Raw genomic sequence first — 19,548 nt, forward strand, 5'->3', positions numbered from 1 at the left:
GAGGTAAGACAGCGCCCTGAAAGACGCTTCCTTAAAGCTAGGAAAAATACTTTCCCCAACCACATTCCCGCCTGCCCACCTTGCTGCGGCAGCAGGGTTTTTAGCCTGTTTTTATCAAAAGCCCCCTAAACCAGGCGCCCCGGTGGGCAGGGTTGCGCTGGTCTGGGGTTGGCGGCAGGGCCTACCGGTTCTGCGCAATCTGTTGCAGCAGGTCCTCGTCTGAAAGATTCTCCAGCCAGTCTCTGGAAAGCTCCAGCCGAACGGTTTGGGCCTGGCCGCTGGGCGTGCAGACCACGGTTACGTTGCCTTCCTGGGTTTCGGTCAGTTCAGCGGCTTTCTCGGCGGCTTTGCCTTCCAGCCCGGCGTAGGCTTGCACGCAGGTCCAGGTGAGGTTGTCTTGATCCGTTACTTCGCGTTGGGTCATGGTGGTAATGTGTGAATGCGTGATTGAGTGAATGATTGAACGAGTGAAGGTTGAATGAGAGAGTTGTAACGGATTTGCTGCGGGAAAGGATGGGGGCGGGCCAAAAGAAAGCCTCTGTTTTAAGCCCTATTTTCTGGAAAACAGGCCTAAAACAGAGGCTTTGCCGTTCGTCTGGAAAAGGAGCCCATTTTTTTAGGTTCTCTGTACACTAAGTCTATACACTAAGAAAACATCTAAACCCATCATGCGGAGGCGCTTGCACTCGCCACCCACTTGCGTGTCTATCTCTAAGCCCACCTTTCCTATTTATTCACTCATTCACTCAATCACTCCATCACTCATTCAAAAAAGAGAAAGCGCTGATAAACCCCTGCATTTGCTGGAGGAACAGGTGAAGGTGGTAGCCATCGGCGAGGGCGTGGTGCAGGGCAATGCTGAGGGGCAGCACCACCCTGTCGGGTTGCAGGTCCAGCTGCCCGAAGGCGATTTTGGGGACCCCGGCCTCCTGCGGGTGCACCGAGGTGGCGTGCTCCATGCCGTAGGACTTGAACCAGGGCAGGGTAGTGAGGTGCAGCAGGTCGGGCCCCTGGTGGCCAATGAACAGGTCTTTGCTCCCTTTCGCCTGGTTGATGATCTCCCGCGACTGGGTGCAGAAATCCAGCAGGTTGTCTTGGTAGGGCAGGCTCACAAACGAAATGGTCTGGTTCTCCTTGAGAATGGTGGTGGACAGGTCTACCCCCTCATAGAGCACCACCTGGTCTCCCTCCAGGCGCAGCCGGAAACTTTCAGTGGCGCGGGCCGCCTCCAGGGTCACGTACAGGTAGGCCAGAAACACCGAGACCTGGTTCTGCTTGCAGTAGACGTACAGCGGGGTAAGGTCTACCTGGGTGTGCACGTTGAAGAACGGTTGGGTAAAGTCTCTGAAGAAGCGGAACTGCGCCTCGCGGGCCCAACCTTCCACCGGAATCACTTGTTTATTGTATTTCGAAGTCATAGGTTTCTATTCTTTTTTCAATGCCTTTGCGGTTCATGTGCGCCACCAGGGTGCCTTTCACCTGAATTAGTTGCTCGTCTTCCAGCTGGCCCAGCAGGCGGTTGAGGTTGCGGGGCGAGGTGCCCAGCAGCTCGGTGAGCAGCGGTTTGGAAATCTGCAGTTCGTTGAGCCGGGAAAGCTCGCGCAGCACAATCAGTAGGGTATAGATGAGCCGGTTGGTGCTCTGGATGGAAGACTGCAGCGAGGTGTTGAGCATTTTGGAGGCCATGGACCGGTGCATGAGCAGGTTGAACTCCCGTTCCTGGCCCAGCATCTGCAGAAAGCGGGCAGCACTCAGGTAATAAAACGTGCAGGCCGTAAGCGTGTGCACGGTGCAGAAATGTGGCATGTGCAAAATAGCCTCCACGTCGCCTTCCACCTCGCCGGGGCCAAACACGCCCAGGGTGAACTGCTGCCCGGCGGCGGTGGTGCGGGTAACCTTCACCAGCCCCGAGGCCAGGATGTACACGCCGGTGGGGGCGGTGCCTTGGGTAAGGAGCGCCCGCTGGGCGGGCAACTGCACCTCGGTGATCTGGTACTGGTCCCGCAGGGCAGCGTGCGCCTGCATGAACTGCGCTATTCTGGTGCGGTACTCGGTAAAGAACTGCTCTTCCATGCTGCAAACTTACGGGCTTCTGCCACCCCCCGAAAGGACATTTGTCTCACGGCAAGAATTTGAGGCAGCAGGCCACCCCTGGCAAGCAGTCTTTTCCGTTGCGGTGCCTGTTTCGGGCGTAATTCTGGAAAATCGGCCCGAAATCAGCTTAGAGCCGCCTTACCTGGCCTCAAGGGCCGCAATGGCCTGGTCTACCTTTTCCAGCAGGGGCTGCAGATCTTCCCGAACGGCTTTCTGGTTGTACCGGTAAATGACGTAGTTGATAATGCCCACCACCACAATGTTGATGGCGAGGTGGGGCAGGTCTCTCCCCAGGCCAATGAAGTACAGCAGCTGGCAGCCCGAAAACGGCAGCACGTACCAGAACGCCACCCGCCGCAGCATCTTTATCTGTTCCAGTAGGTAGAGGCGGTACTGGTGCAGGTACTCATCCAGCGGCACCGAGAAGTTGGTGACCCGGTGGCGGGCGCCGCGTTTTAACTGGTAGATGAGGAACAGGCAGCACACCACGGTCAGCGCCCAGCTAAGTTTTACCAGCGGCTGCGGAAACCAGATGGCCAGCCCCACCGACACCGGAATCAGGAACAGGGCGGCCCAGATCTCGCGACGGTCCCGTTTTCTGATCTTCTCCTCCATGTACTCGGCATGCGTGGCTACTTCTTGCATAAGGGTATCTTGGTTAAGTTGGATGCGGGGGTACGCCTGGCCGTTCTGCCAGAGGTCTTTCAGGTCCTGGTCTAGCATAGCGTAGGTTGTAAGCAGGTGAACAGTTTCTCTCTGATGCGCTTCATCTTCACGGCCACGTGGTTTTCGGTGAGGCCGGTGACGGCAGCTATCTCTTTGTAGGGCAGGTCCTCCAGGTACAGCAGCACCAGCGAGCGATCCGTGTCGTTGAGTTTCTGGATGCAGGCGTGCAGGGCCTGGAGTTGCTCTGCCTGATCTGGCTCGGCGGGGGCCTGCGGCAGGTTCTGGAACTGCACACCCTCCAGCCTTACAGTCTGCCGTTTTTCCCGCTGGCTTTTGTGGCGGGCCTGCAGGCACACGTTGAGCGTGACTCGGTACACCCAGGTACGCACCTGCGCCTGGCCCCTGAACGTGGGCAACGACTTCCAGATTTGCAGCACGGTCTCCTGGAACAGGTCCTGCGCTTGTTCAGGGTCTTGCGCGTAAGAGCGGCAAATCCGGAAAATCCGCTCCTTGTCGGTCTCTAGTAACTCCAGGAAAAGCAGTTCTACAGCATGGGGCATGGCGGTGAGGGCCGGGTTCAGTGGGTTAGTGGCGCCGCCCGCTAAAATATGACAGTTAGTGTGGAATATTTTTTGGAACTGCCGAGGAAAGGTGCGTTTAGGAGCCGTTTTCCAGAAAACAGCCCAAATGTAGCGTCGTTACCCTGTACCGACGTGGCTCCTCCCCGTAAAAGCGCCTCCGCAACGACGCGAACCCCGGCAAACCTCGCTTTCCAGGCATTTGTGGTACAGTGGATGGTGGGTTGAACCGCTGTGGGGGCGCAGAACCACGTCGGTACAGGGTAACGACGCTACGAGATCGGCGGGAGGAACTCCACCAGCTGTTTTTTGGATGATTTGGTAAAAATACCCTAAAAACGCGCCTGCTAACCCAAAAGCAATTTTACAGGCGAAAAGTGACGTTAGAAGTCTTGGTCTGGTTGGAAACTGATTTTGTTCGGCCTCAGGCCACAGCCCTGCCGCCGAAGGAACCGGGGCCCGGGCGCATCCAGTCCAGGGCATCCTGGGCAGAATGAAAGAACTGAAGCTCGTAGCACATCTGCGAGGTAATGAGGCAGCTCTCCAGGTTGCGGGCGTGGTGCGGGTTGTGGGGTACCACCAGGGCCAGTTGCAGGACCCTTTCTTCGCACAGGGCGGGTACCACGTGGTGCGAGAGCCAGAGCAGGTCAGGCGGAGTAGGGTTGCCGCGCTTGCTGCAGTCAGAGATCAGCTTCTTGGCCTGGTAGTGGCGCATCAGTTCCAGGAAGTAGATGGTACCGCGCTGGTACTCCTGCACCGTGGGGGTACAGGTCCAGGTTAACTGTAGAATCTGCTCGGTGGGGTATAAGCTTATTTCATAGCAGTTGGTCTTGCTTAACGGGGTAAAGGTTTGCTTCATAATGCCTGACAATAAATGCAACTATATTAGATTTTATCAATTACATAGGGTAGTATAATGAGTGGTTTTTCTTAGCTGCTGACTTTGTAATATTATGTTTTTCTATTCTTTCTCTGTTTAGTTTTATACTCCATGAATAGTGAAAAAGATGAGTGAATAGCAGGAAAATTTTTAATTAACTTTTCTTTTATAGGCTATTTTATAGAAAGGTGAAGTAGCTTACTAAAGTTGCCAAGCGCGGATGAAAGGTAAAAAGACAATTATGCAGGGTATTTATTTCTTAGGGAAAATGGTTTGGATTTAAATAGGGTAAAGGTTTTGGATACAAGTATTGCTGCCTACTTTTTACTAACCTGTTGAGGTACTTTGGTTTAGCTTTGGCGGTAGGCTTGGAACCTCTAAGTATTTCTGCCGCTGTCACGTTACCCAATAGGTATTCTATTCAGGAGTTTGGTCTTAGGAGGAAGAACCGACTAGTGGCCGCAAGGATGGAAACAAATGGCCAAAGAGCGCATCATGAAGGGGTGATGAGCTGATAAGCTTAAGAGGTTTAGGAATTATTGGCGGTAGTTGCGTCTTTTGTGCCAGTTAAACCCTGCTGATTTATGGTAACCATCTACCACAACAACCGCTGCAGCAAAAGCCGTCAGGCGCTGGCACTCTTACAGGAACAAGGTCAGGAAATACAGATTGTGTCTTACCTTACCCAAACGCCCTCCAAAGAAGAATTGGCAGAGGTGCTGGCCAAATTAAAACTGGGTCCCGAAGACATTATCAGAAAAGGCGAGAAGCTTTACAAAGAAGTATACGCCGGCCAGCACCTTACCCCCGACGAGTGGCTGCAGGTGTTGGTGGAAAACCCGGTATTGATAGAGCGCCCCATTGTCATTAACGGCAACAAGGCCGTGATTGGCCGTCCGCCGGAGAACGTGCTTTCCATTCTATAGTACTTTCACTTCGGGTAGACTTACAACGCGAAATATCCGCTGTGTGGGGTGGCGTGTGCCTGCACCACAGGCATTCAATGCAGGTCCATTCAGGGCAATTGGAAGAACCAAAGCGGCCTGTGAGTCAACCCGCTCTTTTCCTTGTTTTTCTCTTGTTCAGGGTCACCCAAGTGCCTTTGGAGGAATTTACGGCTTTCTTGTAACAGGAGAGTAGTGGTTGGTTTCTGCCGTTTTTAGCGTGCAGCACTTTTGGCCGTTTGCCTTCCTGCTTCTACAAGAACTCATATCTGCTTTGGTTTTCGACTTTATAGCCCCTTCTCAAAGGGAGATTGCTGCAGTACCTTTCTGATCTGAAAGTACGGTGCCGTTTTAGGCTAAGCCTTACGGCTTGGTCCAGAACTTCCTTGTCCTTCCTTGCAGCCTGCAGTAAGAAAACTTCCCTGGTTTTCATCTTTAGGCGTATAACTGAGAGCCAGACTTCCATTCGGTTCCAATCCAAAAGGCATTCGGTGAGTCAGTTAGATGGTATAGACGACCGATGACTACCTGGTTGGGAAAGGAAGTTCGGGGTGGGAAGATAGGAGATTTAGGCGGTGTTTTCTGCTTTAAATATAAATAAGGCGAGGTATTGTACAGGTTTGGCTGGTAAAAGCAGGTGTTTGTCTAATATTCAACCACTTAAGGTTTAAATAAACCAACTTTGTGTAAACAAGACAAAAACAAGAAAACCATTGCATTATGAAAACATTTGTGTTAGCCCTCGCCCTTTCTTTTGCCTCCGCCGGTGTGTCGTTCGCTGACAATACACCTCCTGCTACCAACCTGTCGCGGCAAATTGCCAACGCCCTTAGACTGAACGAAGCAGAGTACCTGAAGATCAGAAAACTGGAACTGGCAAGACTGGCTGAGCTAACCTCTTCTGCAACAGATGCCAAAATGGTGAATGAGAAGCTTGCAGTTACGTTGCTGGAGGCACTTTCCGTAGAACAGCAGGAAGCCTACAAAACTTTTGTGAAACTAAGTTCAGGCCCCCAGCATGAAGCTGTGTTGAAGTAAGCCGCTCCCATTCTACTCCCCAAAAGCAAAGCCCGCCAACCCTGAGCGGGCTTCTTTTTTGCCTAAGACTCAACGGGTAAAAGGGCGTAGCAGACCCAGCGAAAGGTAATCCGGTAGCAAGTCCTAACTAAAGCCTTCTGGCACGTTGCAGGATGTTAGGCCGGGGAAAGTGTATCACCCAGCCCTTTAATCCGCCGTTGGGCAGAACAACCAGAGGCAAATACGAAATACGCGCTTTAGGGAGAGAATTGTAGGATGTTAGCTGGGTGGGACGTGAACAGGGGAGAGGCGTGTTACCCGGCAGGAGTGGGGCGTGCGGGATGCAGGGCCTGCTTGCCAAAAGGCGCGAAACCATGAGAGGTAAAAACAGAAATCCCCGCTCTACCGAACAGGCCAAGCAGGGGATTTTACTGGAACCGGGAATCTTACAGCGTTCTTAACCAATTTCTAAGCTCATGCTCGGTTTTTCCAAGCTTCTGCTGAAGCCTGCCAAGCCACTTATCTTCCTGCCCTTCATCATAGGCGAGGTCGTCATCGGTTAAGTCCCCGTAGGCCATTTTCATCTTGCCCTTGATCTCGTTCCAATTTCCTCTGGATCTATATTCTGCCTCGTTGCGGTATGATTCGTCGTTTGTGACCATATGTAGAAACTTATAGATAGTTATGTACTTATATACGCAGAAAACAAACGGTAGGTTGAGGCCGGGCAACGGTGGGTAAAGCGGCCAGGCGCCCTCTGGAACGGCTTACAAGAAAGATACTGAAAAGCAGTTGCTTATGCAAGGCGACCTATGCCCAATTTCAGTGGTTTTTCAGGCTTTTCAGAAACTCAAGCACCGCTGCCGGGTCCTGAAACGTGCCCAGGGCCACCTCCAGGTCTTTGATCTCCTCGCGCAGCCCTTTCTTGGCGCTCCTGAACTTGGCTTCTATCTGTTTGGGCGTACCCCCAAAATCATGGTACAGCTGCGCCTCGGGACCTATGTAGTAGTTGCTCTGCTCGTCTTCCAGTTCCTGAATCTGCTCCTGCAGCAACTTTACGTAGTAAGTCAGTTGCTCCTCGGGTACCTGGGCAAGTACCTGCTCCTGTTCGTGCATAAACTCCATCTGCAGCCGGAGCAACTCAAAAAAGTCATCCTGGTGGTAGGCCAGGGTCACCTGTTTCATGGCTTCTTCCTTCCAGAGGCGGGCGGCGGGGTCTCTTTCCCGGTCGGGGTGCAGGAGTTTGGCCAGGGTGGTGTACAGGCGTCGGCTGGCCTTGCTGATGCTCTCCATCTCCACCTTCGCCTTGGCTTGTTTGGCCTGCTGCGCCTTTGTTTTCTGCCGATGGGCCCGCTGGGCCTCGCGCCGTTCCTGCTCTTCCTGCATCTGTTGGTCTAAACGGGCCTGAAACGCCTCCATGTCGGCAAGGTCCTCCAGGTTGACGTCTAAGCCCAGCACTTGCTTGAGCAGGTGTTGGGTTTCAGATTTGACCTGGGCGGGCGCTTGGTGGGGTGGGTCTGCCGGTTGCGAGTACCGCTGCAGAATATCGCCCAGTTCATCAGTCTGGTAGTGGTGTATCAGGTGCATGGTCTGTTCCCGGAGAAAGGTGGCCAGCTTTTCCCGTTCCAGCCTGGGAAAGTCCTGGGTCTGGTAGGCATCATCCAGTAGCTTCACCAACGCCACCCGGCTAGCCACCATTTGCTGCACCAGGGGGTGAATCTCCTGCTGCACCCGCCCCCGAATTATCTCTGTGACCCTGGCCCTCTCTGCCATCCGGGCCTTGAGTTGGTCAATGGTCTGGATGCTGGCGTTAAACTGCTGCTGTAACTGGGAAAGGGTGGCTTTTGCCTGCGGGCTAAACTGGGGAAGGTTCTCTGCGTGGGACTGGGGTTGGTCAGACATACTGTGGTGGAATGGTGTTCTGGGTTACTGTTTTTGGTGTACGGTTTGGATACGTGGTATGGCCCTGGTTGTATCTAGTTGCCTTTGAATATATTTCTTGCTTATTAGGTCTTCGTTGCTGGCGAAGCGCAGTTTGTCTTTGGGCTAATGGATTACTTTGTTATCGCTGGCGTAGCTTCCGCTTGTCTATTGACTTATAAGCGGTTCTTTCCATAGGTAACTTGGTGCGCTCACGGCCGCGGGGCCCCGTCTTCCGCCCTCGCGCTGTGCTCTCTCGCCTGGCCCTCAGGCCTGCCGCATGCGCGGCACCGGGTCGAGCGCTAGGCGCTCAGCCGAAAGACTGGAATAGGGGAAAGAGACAGAAGCAGTGACTGCTTCCCCAGCAAGGCGGATTCCCCTCCTGGGAGGGGCAGGGGTGGGTTCACATTCCTCAAGGGGCAAGTCTGTGACTTGGACCTACCATTTAGGCAGTTTGTAACTGCCGTGAACCATAAGCCTTGACACGTTTCAGGTACATCTTCAGCATTTCGCTCGCTCGCCTCCGGCGAGTGTGAGAAATGGGGCGGCGTCTCGCCGCTAGTCGTTACAATATCATTACAATGACTAACTATGGCGCGGATTTACTTCCGTGCCTTACAGAACCTCGGAAATGATCGCAACGCGGCCAGAAGCCGCAGGATACCTCACGCTCGCCGGAGGCGAGCGAGGGATGGTAGTACAAGTAAATGAAGGTGGAGGCACTGTCAAATCATAACCCTACCCACCAGAAAGCCCACCGTACAGGCTCTTTTGAATAGAGCGGTACGGCGGGCTTTCTGGGGTGACTTAGGACGCTGGGGCGGCCACCGGAATGTGCTTCAGGGTTTCCAGCAGGAACTTCCAGTACTTCTGAACCGAGCTGATCTGAACTTTCTCGTCGGGGGAGTGGGCGCCGGTGATGTTGGGGCCAAAGGAGATCATTTCCATGTGGGGGTAGTTCGTGCCCAGGATGCCGCACTCCAGGCCGGCGTGGCAGGCGTTCACGTGCGGGGCCTCCTGGAACAGTTCCTGGTACAGGGTAGTCATGGTCTTGATGATGGTGGCCTCGGGGTTAGGGGTCCAGCCGGGGTAGGCGCCTTTCTGGGTTACGGTGGCGCCCACCAGTTCAAAGGTGCTCTGGATGGCGTGGGCCAGGTCAAACTTTTCGGTGTCTACCGACGAGCGGGTGAGGCACTGGATGGTGTAGGCCCCGTCTTTCACCAGCACGCGCGCCAGATTGTTAGAGGTCTGCACCAGGCCCGCAATGGCCGGACTCATGCGGTAAATGCCGTTGGGGCAGGCGTAGAGCGCCCGCAGCAGCTGGTTCTGGAAATCATACGAGATAGCCGCCGACGGCAGGTCCATGGGCTCACCCTGCAGTTGCAGGTTAGGGTCCGTGAGGGCGTATTCCGCCTGCAGGATCTCGGCCTGTTTTTCCAGAAACAGCTCAAAAGTCTCGGCTTTGGCCTCTGGCACAGCCACCTCTGCAAACGACTCGCGCGGAATGGCGTTGCGCAGGCTGCCGCCGTCTATGCTGTACACCCGGGCGTTGAACTTGGCCGCCGCCTGGTACAGCACGCGGTTCATGAGCTTGTTGGCGTTGCCGCGCCCCAGGTGAATGTCCATGCCCGAGTGGCCGCCGGTAAGGCCGGTGATGCTGAGGCGATACGCGGCAAAGTCAAACGGAATCTTTTCTTCATTGTACACGCCCGTGGCGGTCACGTCTACGCCGCCCGCGCAGCCAATGGTAAGCTCACGGTCATCCTCGGTGTCCAGGTTGAGCAGGATAGAGCCGGTGAGCAGGCCGCCTTTCAGGCCCATGGCCCCGGTCATGCCGGTTTCCTCGTCAATGGTGAACAAACACTCTAGCGGCGGGTGCGCAATGTCTTGGGAGGTGAGCAGGGCCATCATGGTGGCCACGCCAATGCCGTTGTCGGCGCCCAGGGTGGTGCCTTTGGCCCGCACCCAGTCGCCGTCTACGTACATGTCTATGCCCTGGCTGTTGAAGTCAAACTCGGTATCGGCATTTTTCTGGTGCACCATGTCCAGGTGGCTTTGCAGGACTACGGTTTGCCGGTCTTCCATGCCCGGTGAGGCCGGCTTGCGGATGAGAACGTTGCCCACCTCATCGGTGAGGGTCTCAAAACCCTGGCTGTTCCCGAAGTCCTGGATAAACTTGATCACGCGCTCTTCTTTCTTAGACGGACGGGGTACCGCGTTCAGGGCCGCGAAGTGCTGCCACAAGGCTTTGGGTTCTAAAGATTCTATAGGGGTGCTCATACTACATCAGTGCAAATGTCGGGGAGGGCAGGGCCGAGCCTCCGCTCCCCGACGGGTTGGAAATAGGGGTCCTCAGGTAAAGGTACTAAACAGAACGGACTACCGGGCTGCCGAGGGCAGGAAAACTGCCCCGGGTTTTGGGCCCTTTTTCCGGAAAACAAGTCCAAAACCCCTCCCGGCCAGCGGCGTCCCCTTGAAGTCCGCGCCCCCAGACCTGAAAACAAGTTCGGCCAAAAGGAGTACAACAGAGCGCAATAGTATTGGGAGTTAAATGCATAAAACCATGGCAAAACGAATGAAAGCGGCCTTCTACGAGGAATTTGGAGGCACAGACAAAATCAAAGTAGGAGAACTGGACATACCGGAACTGAAGGAGGGCGAGGTGCTGGTGCGCGTGAAAGCCGCCGCCGTGAACCCTGTAGACAACGCCGTGCTGGCGGGATGGCTGAGCAGTTTCCTGCCCGTGCATTTCCCCGCCATTCTGGGCTGGGACATGGCGGGTGTGGTGGAAGACCGCGGCTTCAGTGCCCGTCGCTTCCGGGTGGGCGATGAAGTGTACGCCTACGCCCGCCGGCCCGTGGTGCAGCACGGCACCTTTGCCGAGTACATCGTGCTCCCCGAAAGTTACCTGGCCCACAAACCCAGGAACCTGAGCTTTGAGGAAGCCGCCGGTATTCCGCTGGTGGGGCTCACCGCGTACCAGTCTATGTTTGATGCCGGCAATCTGCAGCCGGGCCAAAGCGTGCTGATCCTGGGCGCCTCCGGCGGAATCGGGACCCTGGGCATCCAGCTGGCTAAAAACGCGGGCGCCACGGTCATCGGCGTAGCCAGCCAGCGCAACCACGCTTTCATGCAAGAACTGGGCGCCGACCATACCATTGATTACAACGGCACTGATGTGGGCCAGGCCGTGCAAGAGATTTTCCCCGAGGGCGTGGACCTCATCTTTGATGCCGCCAGCGGCGAAACCCTGCAACAAAGCCTCAAAGCCCTGAAGCCCAACGGCACGCTGGTTTCCATCCTGAACCGGGGCGAAGACTTGGACAAAGGCCTCCATTTTCACTACGTGTTTGTGGAACCCAACGCCGCCGAGCTGGAGATCCTGCGCGAACAGGCCGAAGCCGGCAAACTCAAAGTCCACGTAAGCGAAACCTACCGCCTGGACCAAGCCGCCGAAGCCCTGAACCAGATTGCCACCCACCACACCAAAGGCAAGATTGTGGTTGTGCCCTAGGAGCATCACGTTACCCGGCTTCAGCATGTTGCCAGATGCAGTTCAACGGAAGGGCAGGGACAAGGCAGTGCCTTGCCTCTGCCCTTTTTATTCGTTCTGCTAAACAGAAATCGACAGAAACACCCGTAATGCTTTTGACGGGGCAACCAACGGCGCAATTCCCAGGGTGAACTTCCCTGGCGCTGTTTTTAGCCAGTTTTCCCCAAAACAGCCAAGAATCAGCAAGCCTCCAACACCTACTTCCTTCGCTCGCCTCTGGCGAGTGTAAGCTATTGGGTGGCCTCCGGCCGCCAGGCCCAGTTCATGGCAGATCCAGGAATGCTGTTCCAGTGAGCCAACATCGGCAGGGGAGCGACACATCCGCCAGAGGCGAGCGAGGGACCGGTGAAGCAAAAAATGGCATCAAGGCCACCAGACATCCTCTCCCGCCAAAGGGCGAATTGCGGCTCTTTTTGGCGAAACAGCCCCAAAACAGCAAGCCTCCGCTACGTTTTGGCGGAGGCTTGCTGTTCTAAAGAGGTATACCCGGCAGGAAAGGGGCCGGGTTGGCTCAGGCATGTTTATGGTAGGCTTTATGGATCTTTTCTACCCAATCCTTGCCCCACACCCGTAGTCCGTAGGTCCAGATGTATTGCGTTTTTCCTCTTTCGGTCCAGTTTTCTTCGTTGCTGTCCAGCATCAGGCCGTTGGTGAGGTCTTTATGGTAGAGGTAAAAGGTGTTGGTGTCCAGTTCAATGATTTCCTCAAAGTTTTCCAGGGCGAAAGCGCTGTCAAGCTGCAGGAAGAAAGATTTATAGAACCGGCCGGTTGCGAAATAGGTCTTGGGATCAGTGACTTCCGGCTTCAGACTGGAGATGATCTTCCGGAGCTTTTCGGCCTGCGAAAACGGGAACGTGACGCTATACACCGGGTTTTGCGAGTCTCTGAAGTAAAGCTTGTGCGCCAAGGCGTGGGTCTCTTCCAGCGACAGCACCGCGGTGGCCAGAATGGGCCTTTCGGCGATTCTTGAAATGGAGAGCAGAAAGTCATTCAGGTAATGCCTTCTATCCTGCTGCCTTCTCAGGTAGGTGATGCGGCTCTGGCGTCTTTGCTCTTCATTCATCATAATTGCCCTCAAAACAGCTGAAAGATGGTTTCGGGTGAAAAATCAATGGTTCACCATTTTGTATTGCTCCGGATTGTAGCGTTCGCCCACGTGCGGATATTGCTTGAGCAGATCTTCCAGCGCCTGAATGTCTTCTATGGTGAGCTGAATGTCTACGGCGGCGGCATTTTCCTCCAGGTATTTGCGGCGTTTGGTGCCCGGAATGGGGATGAGGTTCTCGCTTTGGGCCAGCACCCAGGCCAGGGCTAACTGCGCGGGCGTGCAATTTTTGTTTGCTGCAAACTCCGCGAAGGCTTGCGCCAGCTTCTGGTTGTTGTCCCAGTTGTCTTCGTTCTTGAAGCGGGGCAGGGACTTGCGCATGTCGTTATCTGGGAGGGTTTCCAGGCTCACGGTGTTGGTCACCAGGCCGCGCACCAAGGGACTGAACGGCACAAACGCAATATCCAGTTCCTGGCACAGCGGAATGACTTCTTTCTCGGCATCGCGGGTGAGCAGCGAGTACTCCGACTGCACAGCGGTGACGGGGTGCACGGCGTGCGCTTTCCGGATGGAGGCCGGCGAGGCCTCGGACAAGCCCAGGAACCGTACTTTGCCTTCCTGCACCAGTTGGGCCATGGCACCTACCATTTCCTCCACGGGTACGTTGGGGTCCACGCGGTGGGCGTAGTACAGGTCAATCACGTCTACTTTGAGGCGCCGGAGGCTGCCTTCCACGGCGGTGCGCATGTAGGCCGGGGAACCGTCAAAGGCCATGCCGCCATCTTCGGTGGGTTTGAAACCGAACTTGGTGGCGATGAAAATCTTGTCACGATTAGGCACCAGCACCTGCGAGATCAGTTCCTCGTTGTGGTGCGGGCCGTAGACATCGGCGGTGTCCCAGAAGTTGATGCCCAGCTCCAGTGCCCGGTGCAAGGTGGCGATAGATTCGGCATCGTCGCGGGTGCCGTAGGCCTGGCTCATGCCCATGCAGCCCAAGCCAATGGCCGATACATTTACTCCGGTGTTGCCCAGTTCTCTATAGGTCATATCAATTGAGTTTTAGCTGAACGTGGAAAATAGAATGTACGCCCCCGGCGAGAAACCGGACGCAAAAAGCGCTCTAAGAAGACCGATGTTCCTCCAGTTTTTCCGCCGCAGCATTGGTTCTGAAAGGCCACTCCTGGTTCAGTTTCGCTTTGATGAAATACACCACCGTGCCCAGCGAGATCACCACCAAGCCCGAGATCACCATGGTAGTGCCCGTAGACAGCAGAATGGCCGCCCACATGAACAAAGCCACAATCACCGGCAGCGGGAACAGCGGCATTTTATACGGGAAATCTTCTTTTGGTCGGTTCTTGCGAAGCAGCAACAAGCCCACCGCCTGCCCCATGAACTGAATGAGAATGCGCATGGCCAGAATGGCGCTGATGACATCGCTCAGCCTGAACAACATGCTGAACACAAAGGCCACCGCACCCAAAAACAGCAACGACACGTGCGGAAAATGCTTGGTGGGGTGCAAGCGCGCGAAGACCTTGAAGAAAGCCCCATCGGCGGCGGCAGCGTACGGAATACGCGTGTAGCCCAGCGTGGCGGAGAACACCGAGGCGAAGGCCACCCACAGAATGAGCACCGTGACCACCGTTGCCGCCGTGTTGCCGGCCAGCCGCTGGATGAACAGACTCACCACAAACTCGCTTTCCTTTGCTTCCTGCCAGGGCACCACGCTCACTACGCTGATGTTCATGAGCAGGTACAGCGCCGCGATGCCCGCAATGGAATAAAACATGCTGCGCGGGATGTTTTGGACCGGATTCTTGATTTCGGCCCCTAAATGGCAGATGTTGTAATAGCCCAGGTAGCTGTACACCGTTTTTACACTGGCAAACCCAATGGCCGCGACAAAACCGTAGTTAACCGTGAGCCCCTCGTTCATGTCGCGTAGCGGTTGCAGGAAATTTCCGTTCGCCAGTCCGCCGCCAATGATCCAGCCCATGGTGAGCAGCACGCCCACCCACAGCAACACACTGATTTTTCCGATGGATTCAATCTTTCGGTAGAGCAGCACCACAATCAGAATGACCACCCCGCCGCTCACCAGTTTTGAGGTGATGTCTGTAAGTGGCACTAAATACGAGAAATAAGAGGCAAACCCAATGGCCGCCGAGGCAATCACCAGCGGGGCCTGAATCATGGTTTGCCACACAAACAGGAAGCTCATGAACCGGCCCATGCCTTTCCCGCCGTAGGCTTCTTTCAGGAAGTTGTAGCTGCCGCCCGCCCTCGGGAAGGCCGCGCCCAGCTCGCTCCAGATCATGGCATCCACAATGGAAAGCACCGCGCCCGCCATCCAGGCATACAGAAAATAAGGTCCGTTCATCATGCCAATGACCATGGGCAAGGTAATGAACGGGCCGATGCCCACCATGTCAATCATATTGATGGCAGTGGCTTGGGCCAGGCCGAGGCGGCGTTCTAAATGAGGGGCAGACATGTAATGGTTTAAGTCAAATAAAAGGAGTTTCGTGCGCTAAAGATGCGTATTGTACGGGCCAAACGCACCAATCGGCTGGTTTCTGCCAGTAAAGCACCCAGAGTTTTTAAGCTGATTTCCGGGAAATAGCCCCAAAACACCCTGCCAAAACCTGCCGCAAGTGTAGCGCTAGCGTAACTTGTGGCTAATCTTGACCGCCAGTTTATAACTGGCGATGTGTTAAAGCTTCTAGGCGAAATCGCATTTTATTTCAGGCATAGTCTACCACTGGCGCGAACGCTCCAGTCTCGTGCCGCAGGATCATGCGAACGCTCCAGACTCGCCGGGAACCACCGGCTGGTCCATGGCTTGGGCAAGTCGGGCTCCTGTTCAGCGGGGAGGAAAAGCCTTGGCATAGACGCTCGCAGGTCCTCCGGACACTACGAGGTCTTTTGAGGAACTGTATTGAAGTTGAAGGATAGCCCATATCGCGGAAAGTACTCCCGGGACTTGCCGAAATCAGTTAGGCCCGGAAGTAACTTTCTGGGCAAAGAAGGAGGAATAACAGCTGTTGATGACTCAGTTGCGTTCTGTCGCTGCGGGGCAGCGAGAGTAGTCAGAGACTACCCAGCGCCGGGAGGCCCGAGTCTGGAGCGTTCGCGCCAGTACTCAAAGGTATGTTTCTGGGGTCTTTTCAGGAAAGTAGCCTTAAAACAATAAAAAATAGTTAACTTCTTCCCTCTAAAAACGAAACACTACCAACTAACAACTAATCACCAACCCGGACATGGACCAGCGCATCATCAACCTCTTTGACGAGTACACCCACGCTCCGCTCACCCGCAAGGAATTCATCGCCCGACTGGCCAAACTCACGGGTAGCCTTACCCTGGCCATGTCGCTGCTGCCCCTGTTGGAGAACAATTACGCGCAGGCGGCCACGGTAGACGACAAAAACCTCCAGACCGAGGACATTTCTTACGCCGGGGCGGCGGGCGTAACCATGAAGGGGTTTCTGGCGCAGCCTAAAAACGGGAAGAAACTGGGTGGCGTGCTGGTGATTCATGAGAACCGGGGCTTGAACCCGCACATCCGGGATGTGGCCATGCGGGTGGCGCAGGCGGGCTATCTGGCTCTGGCGCCCGATGCGCTCTCGCCACACGGAGGAACGCCCGCCAATGAGGACGAGGCCCGTGCAATGTTCTCTAAACTGGACGCCCAGCAGAACCTCACCAATTTCCTGAAAGGACTGGAGTACCTGCAGAAACATAAGAACGGCAACGGCAAAACCGGGGCGGTGGGCTTTTGCTGGGGTGGGGCCCTGGTGGGCCAATTGGCGGTGCACTCGCCGGAGCTGGACGCCGCCGTGGCCTACTACGGCCGCCAACCCGAGGCCGCTGATGTGCCGAAGATCAAAGCCGAGATGCTGCTGCATTACGGCGGCCTGGACGAACGGGTGAACGCGGGCATCCCGGCGTTTGAGCAGGCCCTCAAAGCCGCTAACGTGAAGTACCAGCTGTACGTGTACGAGGGAGCCAACCACGCCTTCAACAACAATACCTCGCCGGCCCGCTACAACGAGGCCGCTGCCCAACTGGCCTGGGACCGGACGCTGGAGCTGTTCAAACGCAAACTCAGCTAAACCAACCCGGGTACCCTCCAGGATAGCGGCAAGGGCCCCTGCCAGGGGAATATCCGCAAGGGTAGCTACGTTTCAAGGGTAAAGCTAATCTTACCTAACCATGAGCACCTACATTGTAAACGCCAGCTTTGAGACCGACCTTGAACACGAAGCATACCTGGCCCAAAAGTGCCGGCACGACCTGGAGGAAAGTCACGGGGCCGCTGGCTTGATTTCCTTTGACATCTGGAAACGCGCGCACGCGCACACAGTAGAGTACGTGCTGGTGTCTAAGTGGGAAAGCAAAGAAGATTTCAAAGCCTGGATCTCGCGCGAAGACCACGTGCAGGGCCACAAAGACCAGCGCCAGAACAAGGAAGAAGTGCGCCCCAAACTCACCAAGCGGCTTACCTATTTTGAGGGTGTTTTGTAAAAAATAGGCCCAAAAAAAGAGCCCATTGAGGGCTCCTTAGTAGATATTTGTTCCATTCTGCCTCTTGCCCTGCCCTCCTGAAATGATCTGGGGAGCGAATCCTGCCTGATATTCCCTTCAGGAAGGCAGGGCAAAAGATGGTGTCTGCTTGCCGGGTGACCGGAGTGGGCAAAAAAGGGCGGTTACATTTTGTTGCCGTTGCCCTTAGGGGAGAAATACACCCTAAAGGTAGAGCCCTTGCCCACCTCGCTGTCCACCTCAATCCGGTCGCCGGTGTTTTCCAGGATTTTCTTGACCAGGTACAGGCCTATGCCCGACCCCTCCACGTGATCGTGCACCCGCTTGTACATTGAGAAAATCTTGCCCAGCTGGTGCTGCGGAATGCCCAGACCATTGTCAGTGACGGTGATCACGTACTCCCCGGCCCCAGAGAAGCTGGACTGGATAATGACCTCTGGGCTACGCTGCGGGTCGGCGTACTTCACGGCGTTGGAGATGAGGTTGAACACCACGCTGCGCAGGTTTTTGCGGGAGTAGCGAAAGGTATCAAAGGCCATGGCGCCGGTTACTACCCGGGCGCCGCTGGTGCTCAGTTCTTCAGAAAGAATGGTTTTCACCTCGTCCACCATTTCCTTCAGGTCCACCACCTCAGGGGTTTCCCGTTCCTGCTGCAGTTTGGTGACATCAGACAGGTCAGAGATCACTTTGCGCAGCGACGTAATGGAGCCCTCCATCATGCCCAGCAGGTCCTGGTGCTTGCCGCAGTCGGGGCCCAGGTCTTCCTTCAGGGCGGTGAGCAGGCCCTCCAGGTTGGTGATGGGCGATTTCAGGTCGTGCGAGGCCGTGTAGACAAAATTGTCCAGATCATTGTTGATGCGCACCAGCTCCTGGTTTTTCTGGGTGAGCTCCTCGTTGCGGCGGCGCTCGGTGAGGTCGCGGGTTACCTTGGCATACCCCAGCAGGCGGTGCTCTGAGTTATACACCGGCGAAATGGCCACGTTGGCCCAGAAAGCGGTTCCGTCTTTCCTAATGCGCCAGCCTTCGTCTTCAAAGCGGCCGTTTTTAAGGGCGGTGACCAGCTCATACTGCGGAAAGCCTTTCTCAATGGCCTCCCGCGGGTAGAAGATGGAGAAGTGCTTGCCCAGGATTTCCTTCTGGCTGTAGCCTTTGATGCGCTCGGCGCCGGTGTTCCAGCTGGTGATGTAGCCCTCTGGGTTGAGCATGAGAATGGCGTAGTCTTTCACGCTGTCTATGAGCAGGCGGCTTTTTTCCTCGCTCTCCTTCAGGTCTTCATGGATCTGGAAAAGCTGCTGCTCCAGCCTTTTCTTCTCGGTAAGGTCACGGGTGATCTTGGAGAAGCCAATGAGCTCCTGTTTGGAGTTGTAGATGGCCGTGATGACCACGTTGGCCCAGAACGCCGAGCCGTCTTTGCGGTAGCGCCAGCCTTCGTCCTCAAAGCGCCCGTCTTCCCGGGCCTTGCGGAGCTCGTACTCCGGAAACCCACTCTGGATGGCCTCCCGGCTGTAGAATTTAGAGAAGTATTTGCCAATGATCTCCCCGGCGTTGTATCCCTTTATGTTTTTGGCCCCGGCGTTCCAGGTGGCCACGTTGCCGGCGGGGTCCAGCATAAAGATGGCGTAATCGGTTACGCCCTCCACCAGCAGCCGGAAGCGTTCCTCGCTTTCCTTGAGCTCCTCGTAGGCCTTGAACAGGTCGTCTTCGGCTTTCTTGCGCTCAGAGAGGTCGCGGGTAATCTTGGAGAAGCCAATGTGCTCGCGCTGGGAGTTGTACACGGGCGTGATGATCACGTTGGCCCAGAACACTGAGCCGTCTTTGCGCACGCGCCAGCCCTCGTCCTCAAACCGGCCCAGCTTCATGGCTTCGCGCAGCTCGTACTCGGGGTACCCGGTGTCCTTGGCCTCAGAGGTGTAGAAGTTAGAGAAGTGTTTGCCAATGATCTCCTGCGGCTCATACTGCTTCAGGCGCCTGGCCCCGGCGTTCCAGGTGGCCACGTGGCCAGTGGGGTCCAGCAGGAAAATGGCGTAATCGGTAACGTTCTCAATCAGGAGACGGTAGCGGTCTTCCGGCTGTGGTTGGGGAGCGGGCTGGTCTTCAATTATCTCTAAAGTTTCTGTATCCATGATCTCTGCTGAAAGCCAATGAATGCTTCTTAGGTGCTGGTCTGTGTCTAAGAAAGGGGCAAATTTCTTTGTTTACAAGAAGAAAACCGGGACCTGCGCGGCGCTTCTTCTGCCTTTCTTCCCTTAACATCACAAAAACCTTTACCATACGTAAGCGGTTACCAAAGGTTGCGCCTTTTC

Annotated in this window: 18 protein-coding genes; 5 read left to right on the forward strand and 13 right to left on the reverse strand. The window is 55.4% G+C overall.

What is annotated here, in order from left to right; all coding sequences use genetic code 11:
* Nucleotides 1-181: 181 nt before the first annotated feature.
* The 6 genes from JT718_RS01625 to JT718_RS01650 all read right to left on the reverse strand — a co-directional run bounded on the left by JT718_RS01625 (nt 182) and on the right by JT718_RS01650 (nt 4,197).
* Nucleotides 182-424, reverse strand: a complete 243-nt coding sequence (locus tag JT718_RS01625) for a hypothetical protein (protein WP_205499922.1) — start codon at nt 422-424, stop codon at nt 182-184.
* Between the two features lie 334 nt (nt 425-758).
* Nucleotides 759-1,418: a CatA-like O-acetyltransferase gene (locus JT718_RS01630; protein ID WP_205499923.1), complete on the reverse strand. Its 660-nt coding sequence runs from the start codon at nt 1,416-1,418 to the stop codon at nt 759-761.
* On the reverse strand, nt 1,399-2,073 hold the full coding sequence (locus JT718_RS01635; protein WP_205499924.1) for a Crp/Fnr family transcriptional regulator: 675 nt from the start codon (nt 2,071-2,073) through the stop codon (nt 1,399-1,401). Before JT718_RS01635 ends, JT718_RS01630 begins: the two co-directional genes overlap by 20 nt.
* A 159-nt stretch (nt 2,074-2,232) precedes the next feature.
* The gene (locus tag JT718_RS01640) at nt 2,233-2,817 is read right to left on the reverse strand and encodes a hypothetical protein (protein ID WP_205499925.1); all 585 of its coding nucleotides are present in this window, start codon (nt 2,815-2,817) and stop codon (nt 2,233-2,235) included.
* Complete coding sequence (locus tag JT718_RS01645) at nt 2,811-3,320, reverse strand: RNA polymerase sigma factor (protein ID WP_205499926.1); 510 nt, start codon at nt 3,318-3,320, stop codon at nt 2,811-2,813. The genes JT718_RS01640 and JT718_RS01645 overlap by 7 nt, the downstream gene beginning before the upstream one ends.
* A 442-nt stretch (nt 3,321-3,762) precedes the next feature.
* Nucleotides 3,763-4,197 (reverse strand): hypothetical protein, encoded by a 435-nt coding sequence (locus JT718_RS01650; RefSeq protein ID WP_205499927.1) that lies wholly within the window; start codon nt 4,195-4,197, stop codon nt 3,763-3,765.
* 605 nt (nt 4,198-4,802) lie between these two features.
* Here JT718_RS01650 and arsC point away from each other — a divergent pair.
* Together arsC and JT718_RS01660 are read left to right on the forward strand one after the other, a co-directional pair.
* A complete protein-coding gene (arsC, locus tag JT718_RS01655) occupies nt 4,803-5,144 on the forward strand; it encodes an arsenate reductase (glutaredoxin) (protein WP_205499928.1) in 342 nt (113 codons plus the stop codon).
* Nucleotides 5,145-5,882: 738 nt separating this feature from the next.
* Nucleotides 5,883-6,200 carry a hypothetical protein gene (locus JT718_RS01660; RefSeq protein ID WP_205499929.1) on the forward strand — a complete coding sequence of 106 codons (318 nt, stop codon included), beginning with the start codon at nt 5,883-5,885 and terminating at the stop codon, nt 6,198-6,200.
* 425 nt (nt 6,201-6,625) lie between these two features.
* Here the strand turns inward: JT718_RS01660 and JT718_RS01665 are convergent, their stop codons facing one another.
* From JT718_RS01665 to JT718_RS01675, 3 genes are all read right to left on the reverse strand, one after another.
* Nucleotides 6,626-6,841, reverse strand: coding sequence for a CsbD family protein (locus tag JT718_RS01665; RefSeq protein WP_205499930.1), 216 nt, complete (start codon nt 6,839-6,841; stop codon nt 6,626-6,628).
* Between the two features lie 160 nt (nt 6,842-7,001).
* Nucleotides 7,002-8,081, reverse strand: coding sequence for a J domain-containing protein (locus tag JT718_RS01670; RefSeq protein ID WP_205499931.1), 1,080 nt, complete (start codon nt 8,079-8,081; stop codon nt 7,002-7,004).
* Nucleotides 8,082-8,906: 825 nt separating this feature from the next.
* Complete coding sequence (locus tag JT718_RS01675; protein WP_205499932.1) at nt 8,907-10,379, reverse strand: aminoacyl-histidine dipeptidase; 1,473 nt, start codon at nt 10,377-10,379, stop codon at nt 8,907-8,909.
* Between the two features lie 283 nt (nt 10,380-10,662).
* On the opposite strand from JT718_RS01675, the gene JT718_RS01680 reads away from it, so the two are divergent.
* Nucleotides 10,663-11,613, forward strand: coding sequence for an NADP-dependent oxidoreductase (locus JT718_RS01680; RefSeq protein WP_205499933.1), 951 nt, complete (start codon nt 10,663-10,665; stop codon nt 11,611-11,613).
* 550 nt (nt 11,614-12,163) lie between these two features.
* On the opposite strand, the gene JT718_RS01685 is transcribed toward JT718_RS01680, so the two are convergent.
* The 3 genes from JT718_RS01685 to JT718_RS01695 all read right to left on the reverse strand — a co-directional run bounded on the left by JT718_RS01685 (nt 12,164) and on the right by JT718_RS01695 (nt 15,194).
* Complete coding sequence (locus JT718_RS01685) at nt 12,164-12,718, reverse strand: hypothetical protein (protein ID WP_205499934.1); 555 nt, start codon at nt 12,716-12,718, stop codon at nt 12,164-12,166.
* 42 nt (nt 12,719-12,760) lie between these two features.
* Nucleotides 12,761-13,744, reverse strand: a complete 984-nt coding sequence (locus JT718_RS01690; RefSeq protein ID WP_205499935.1) for an aldo/keto reductase — start codon at nt 13,742-13,744, stop codon at nt 12,761-12,763.
* 73 nt (nt 13,745-13,817) lie between these two features.
* Nucleotides 13,818-15,194 (reverse strand): APC family permease, encoded by a 1,377-nt coding sequence (locus tag JT718_RS01695; RefSeq protein WP_205499936.1) that lies wholly within the window; start codon nt 15,192-15,194, stop codon nt 13,818-13,820.
* Between the two features lie 766 nt (nt 15,195-15,960).
* On the opposite strand from JT718_RS01695, the gene JT718_RS01700 reads away from it, so the two are divergent.
* Nucleotides 15,961-16,815 (forward strand): dienelactone hydrolase family protein, encoded by an 855-nt coding sequence (locus JT718_RS01700; RefSeq protein ID WP_205499937.1) that lies wholly within the window; start codon nt 15,961-15,963, stop codon nt 16,813-16,815.
* Nucleotides 16,816-16,915: 100 nt separating this feature from the next.
* Nucleotides 16,916-17,227 carry an antibiotic biosynthesis monooxygenase family protein gene (locus JT718_RS01705; protein WP_205499938.1) on the forward strand — a complete coding sequence of 104 codons (312 nt, stop codon included), beginning with the start codon at nt 16,916-16,918 and terminating at the stop codon, nt 17,225-17,227.
* A 182-nt stretch (nt 17,228-17,409) separates the two neighbouring features.
* Here JT718_RS01705 and JT718_RS01710 read toward each other — a convergent pair whose 3' ends face one another.
* The gene (locus JT718_RS01710; RefSeq protein ID WP_205499939.1) at nt 17,410-19,368 is read right to left on the reverse strand and encodes a PAS domain-containing sensor histidine kinase; all 1,959 of its coding nucleotides are present in this window, start codon (nt 19,366-19,368) and stop codon (nt 17,410-17,412) included.
* Between the last annotated feature and the right edge of the window lie 180 nt (nt 19,369-19,548).

Origin of the sequence: Rufibacter psychrotolerans, assembly GCF_016924645.1 — a bacterium.
In the GTDB taxonomy this organism is placed as follows: Bacteria; Bacteroidota; Bacteroidia; order Cytophagales; family Hymenobacteraceae; genus Nibribacter; species Nibribacter psychrotolerans.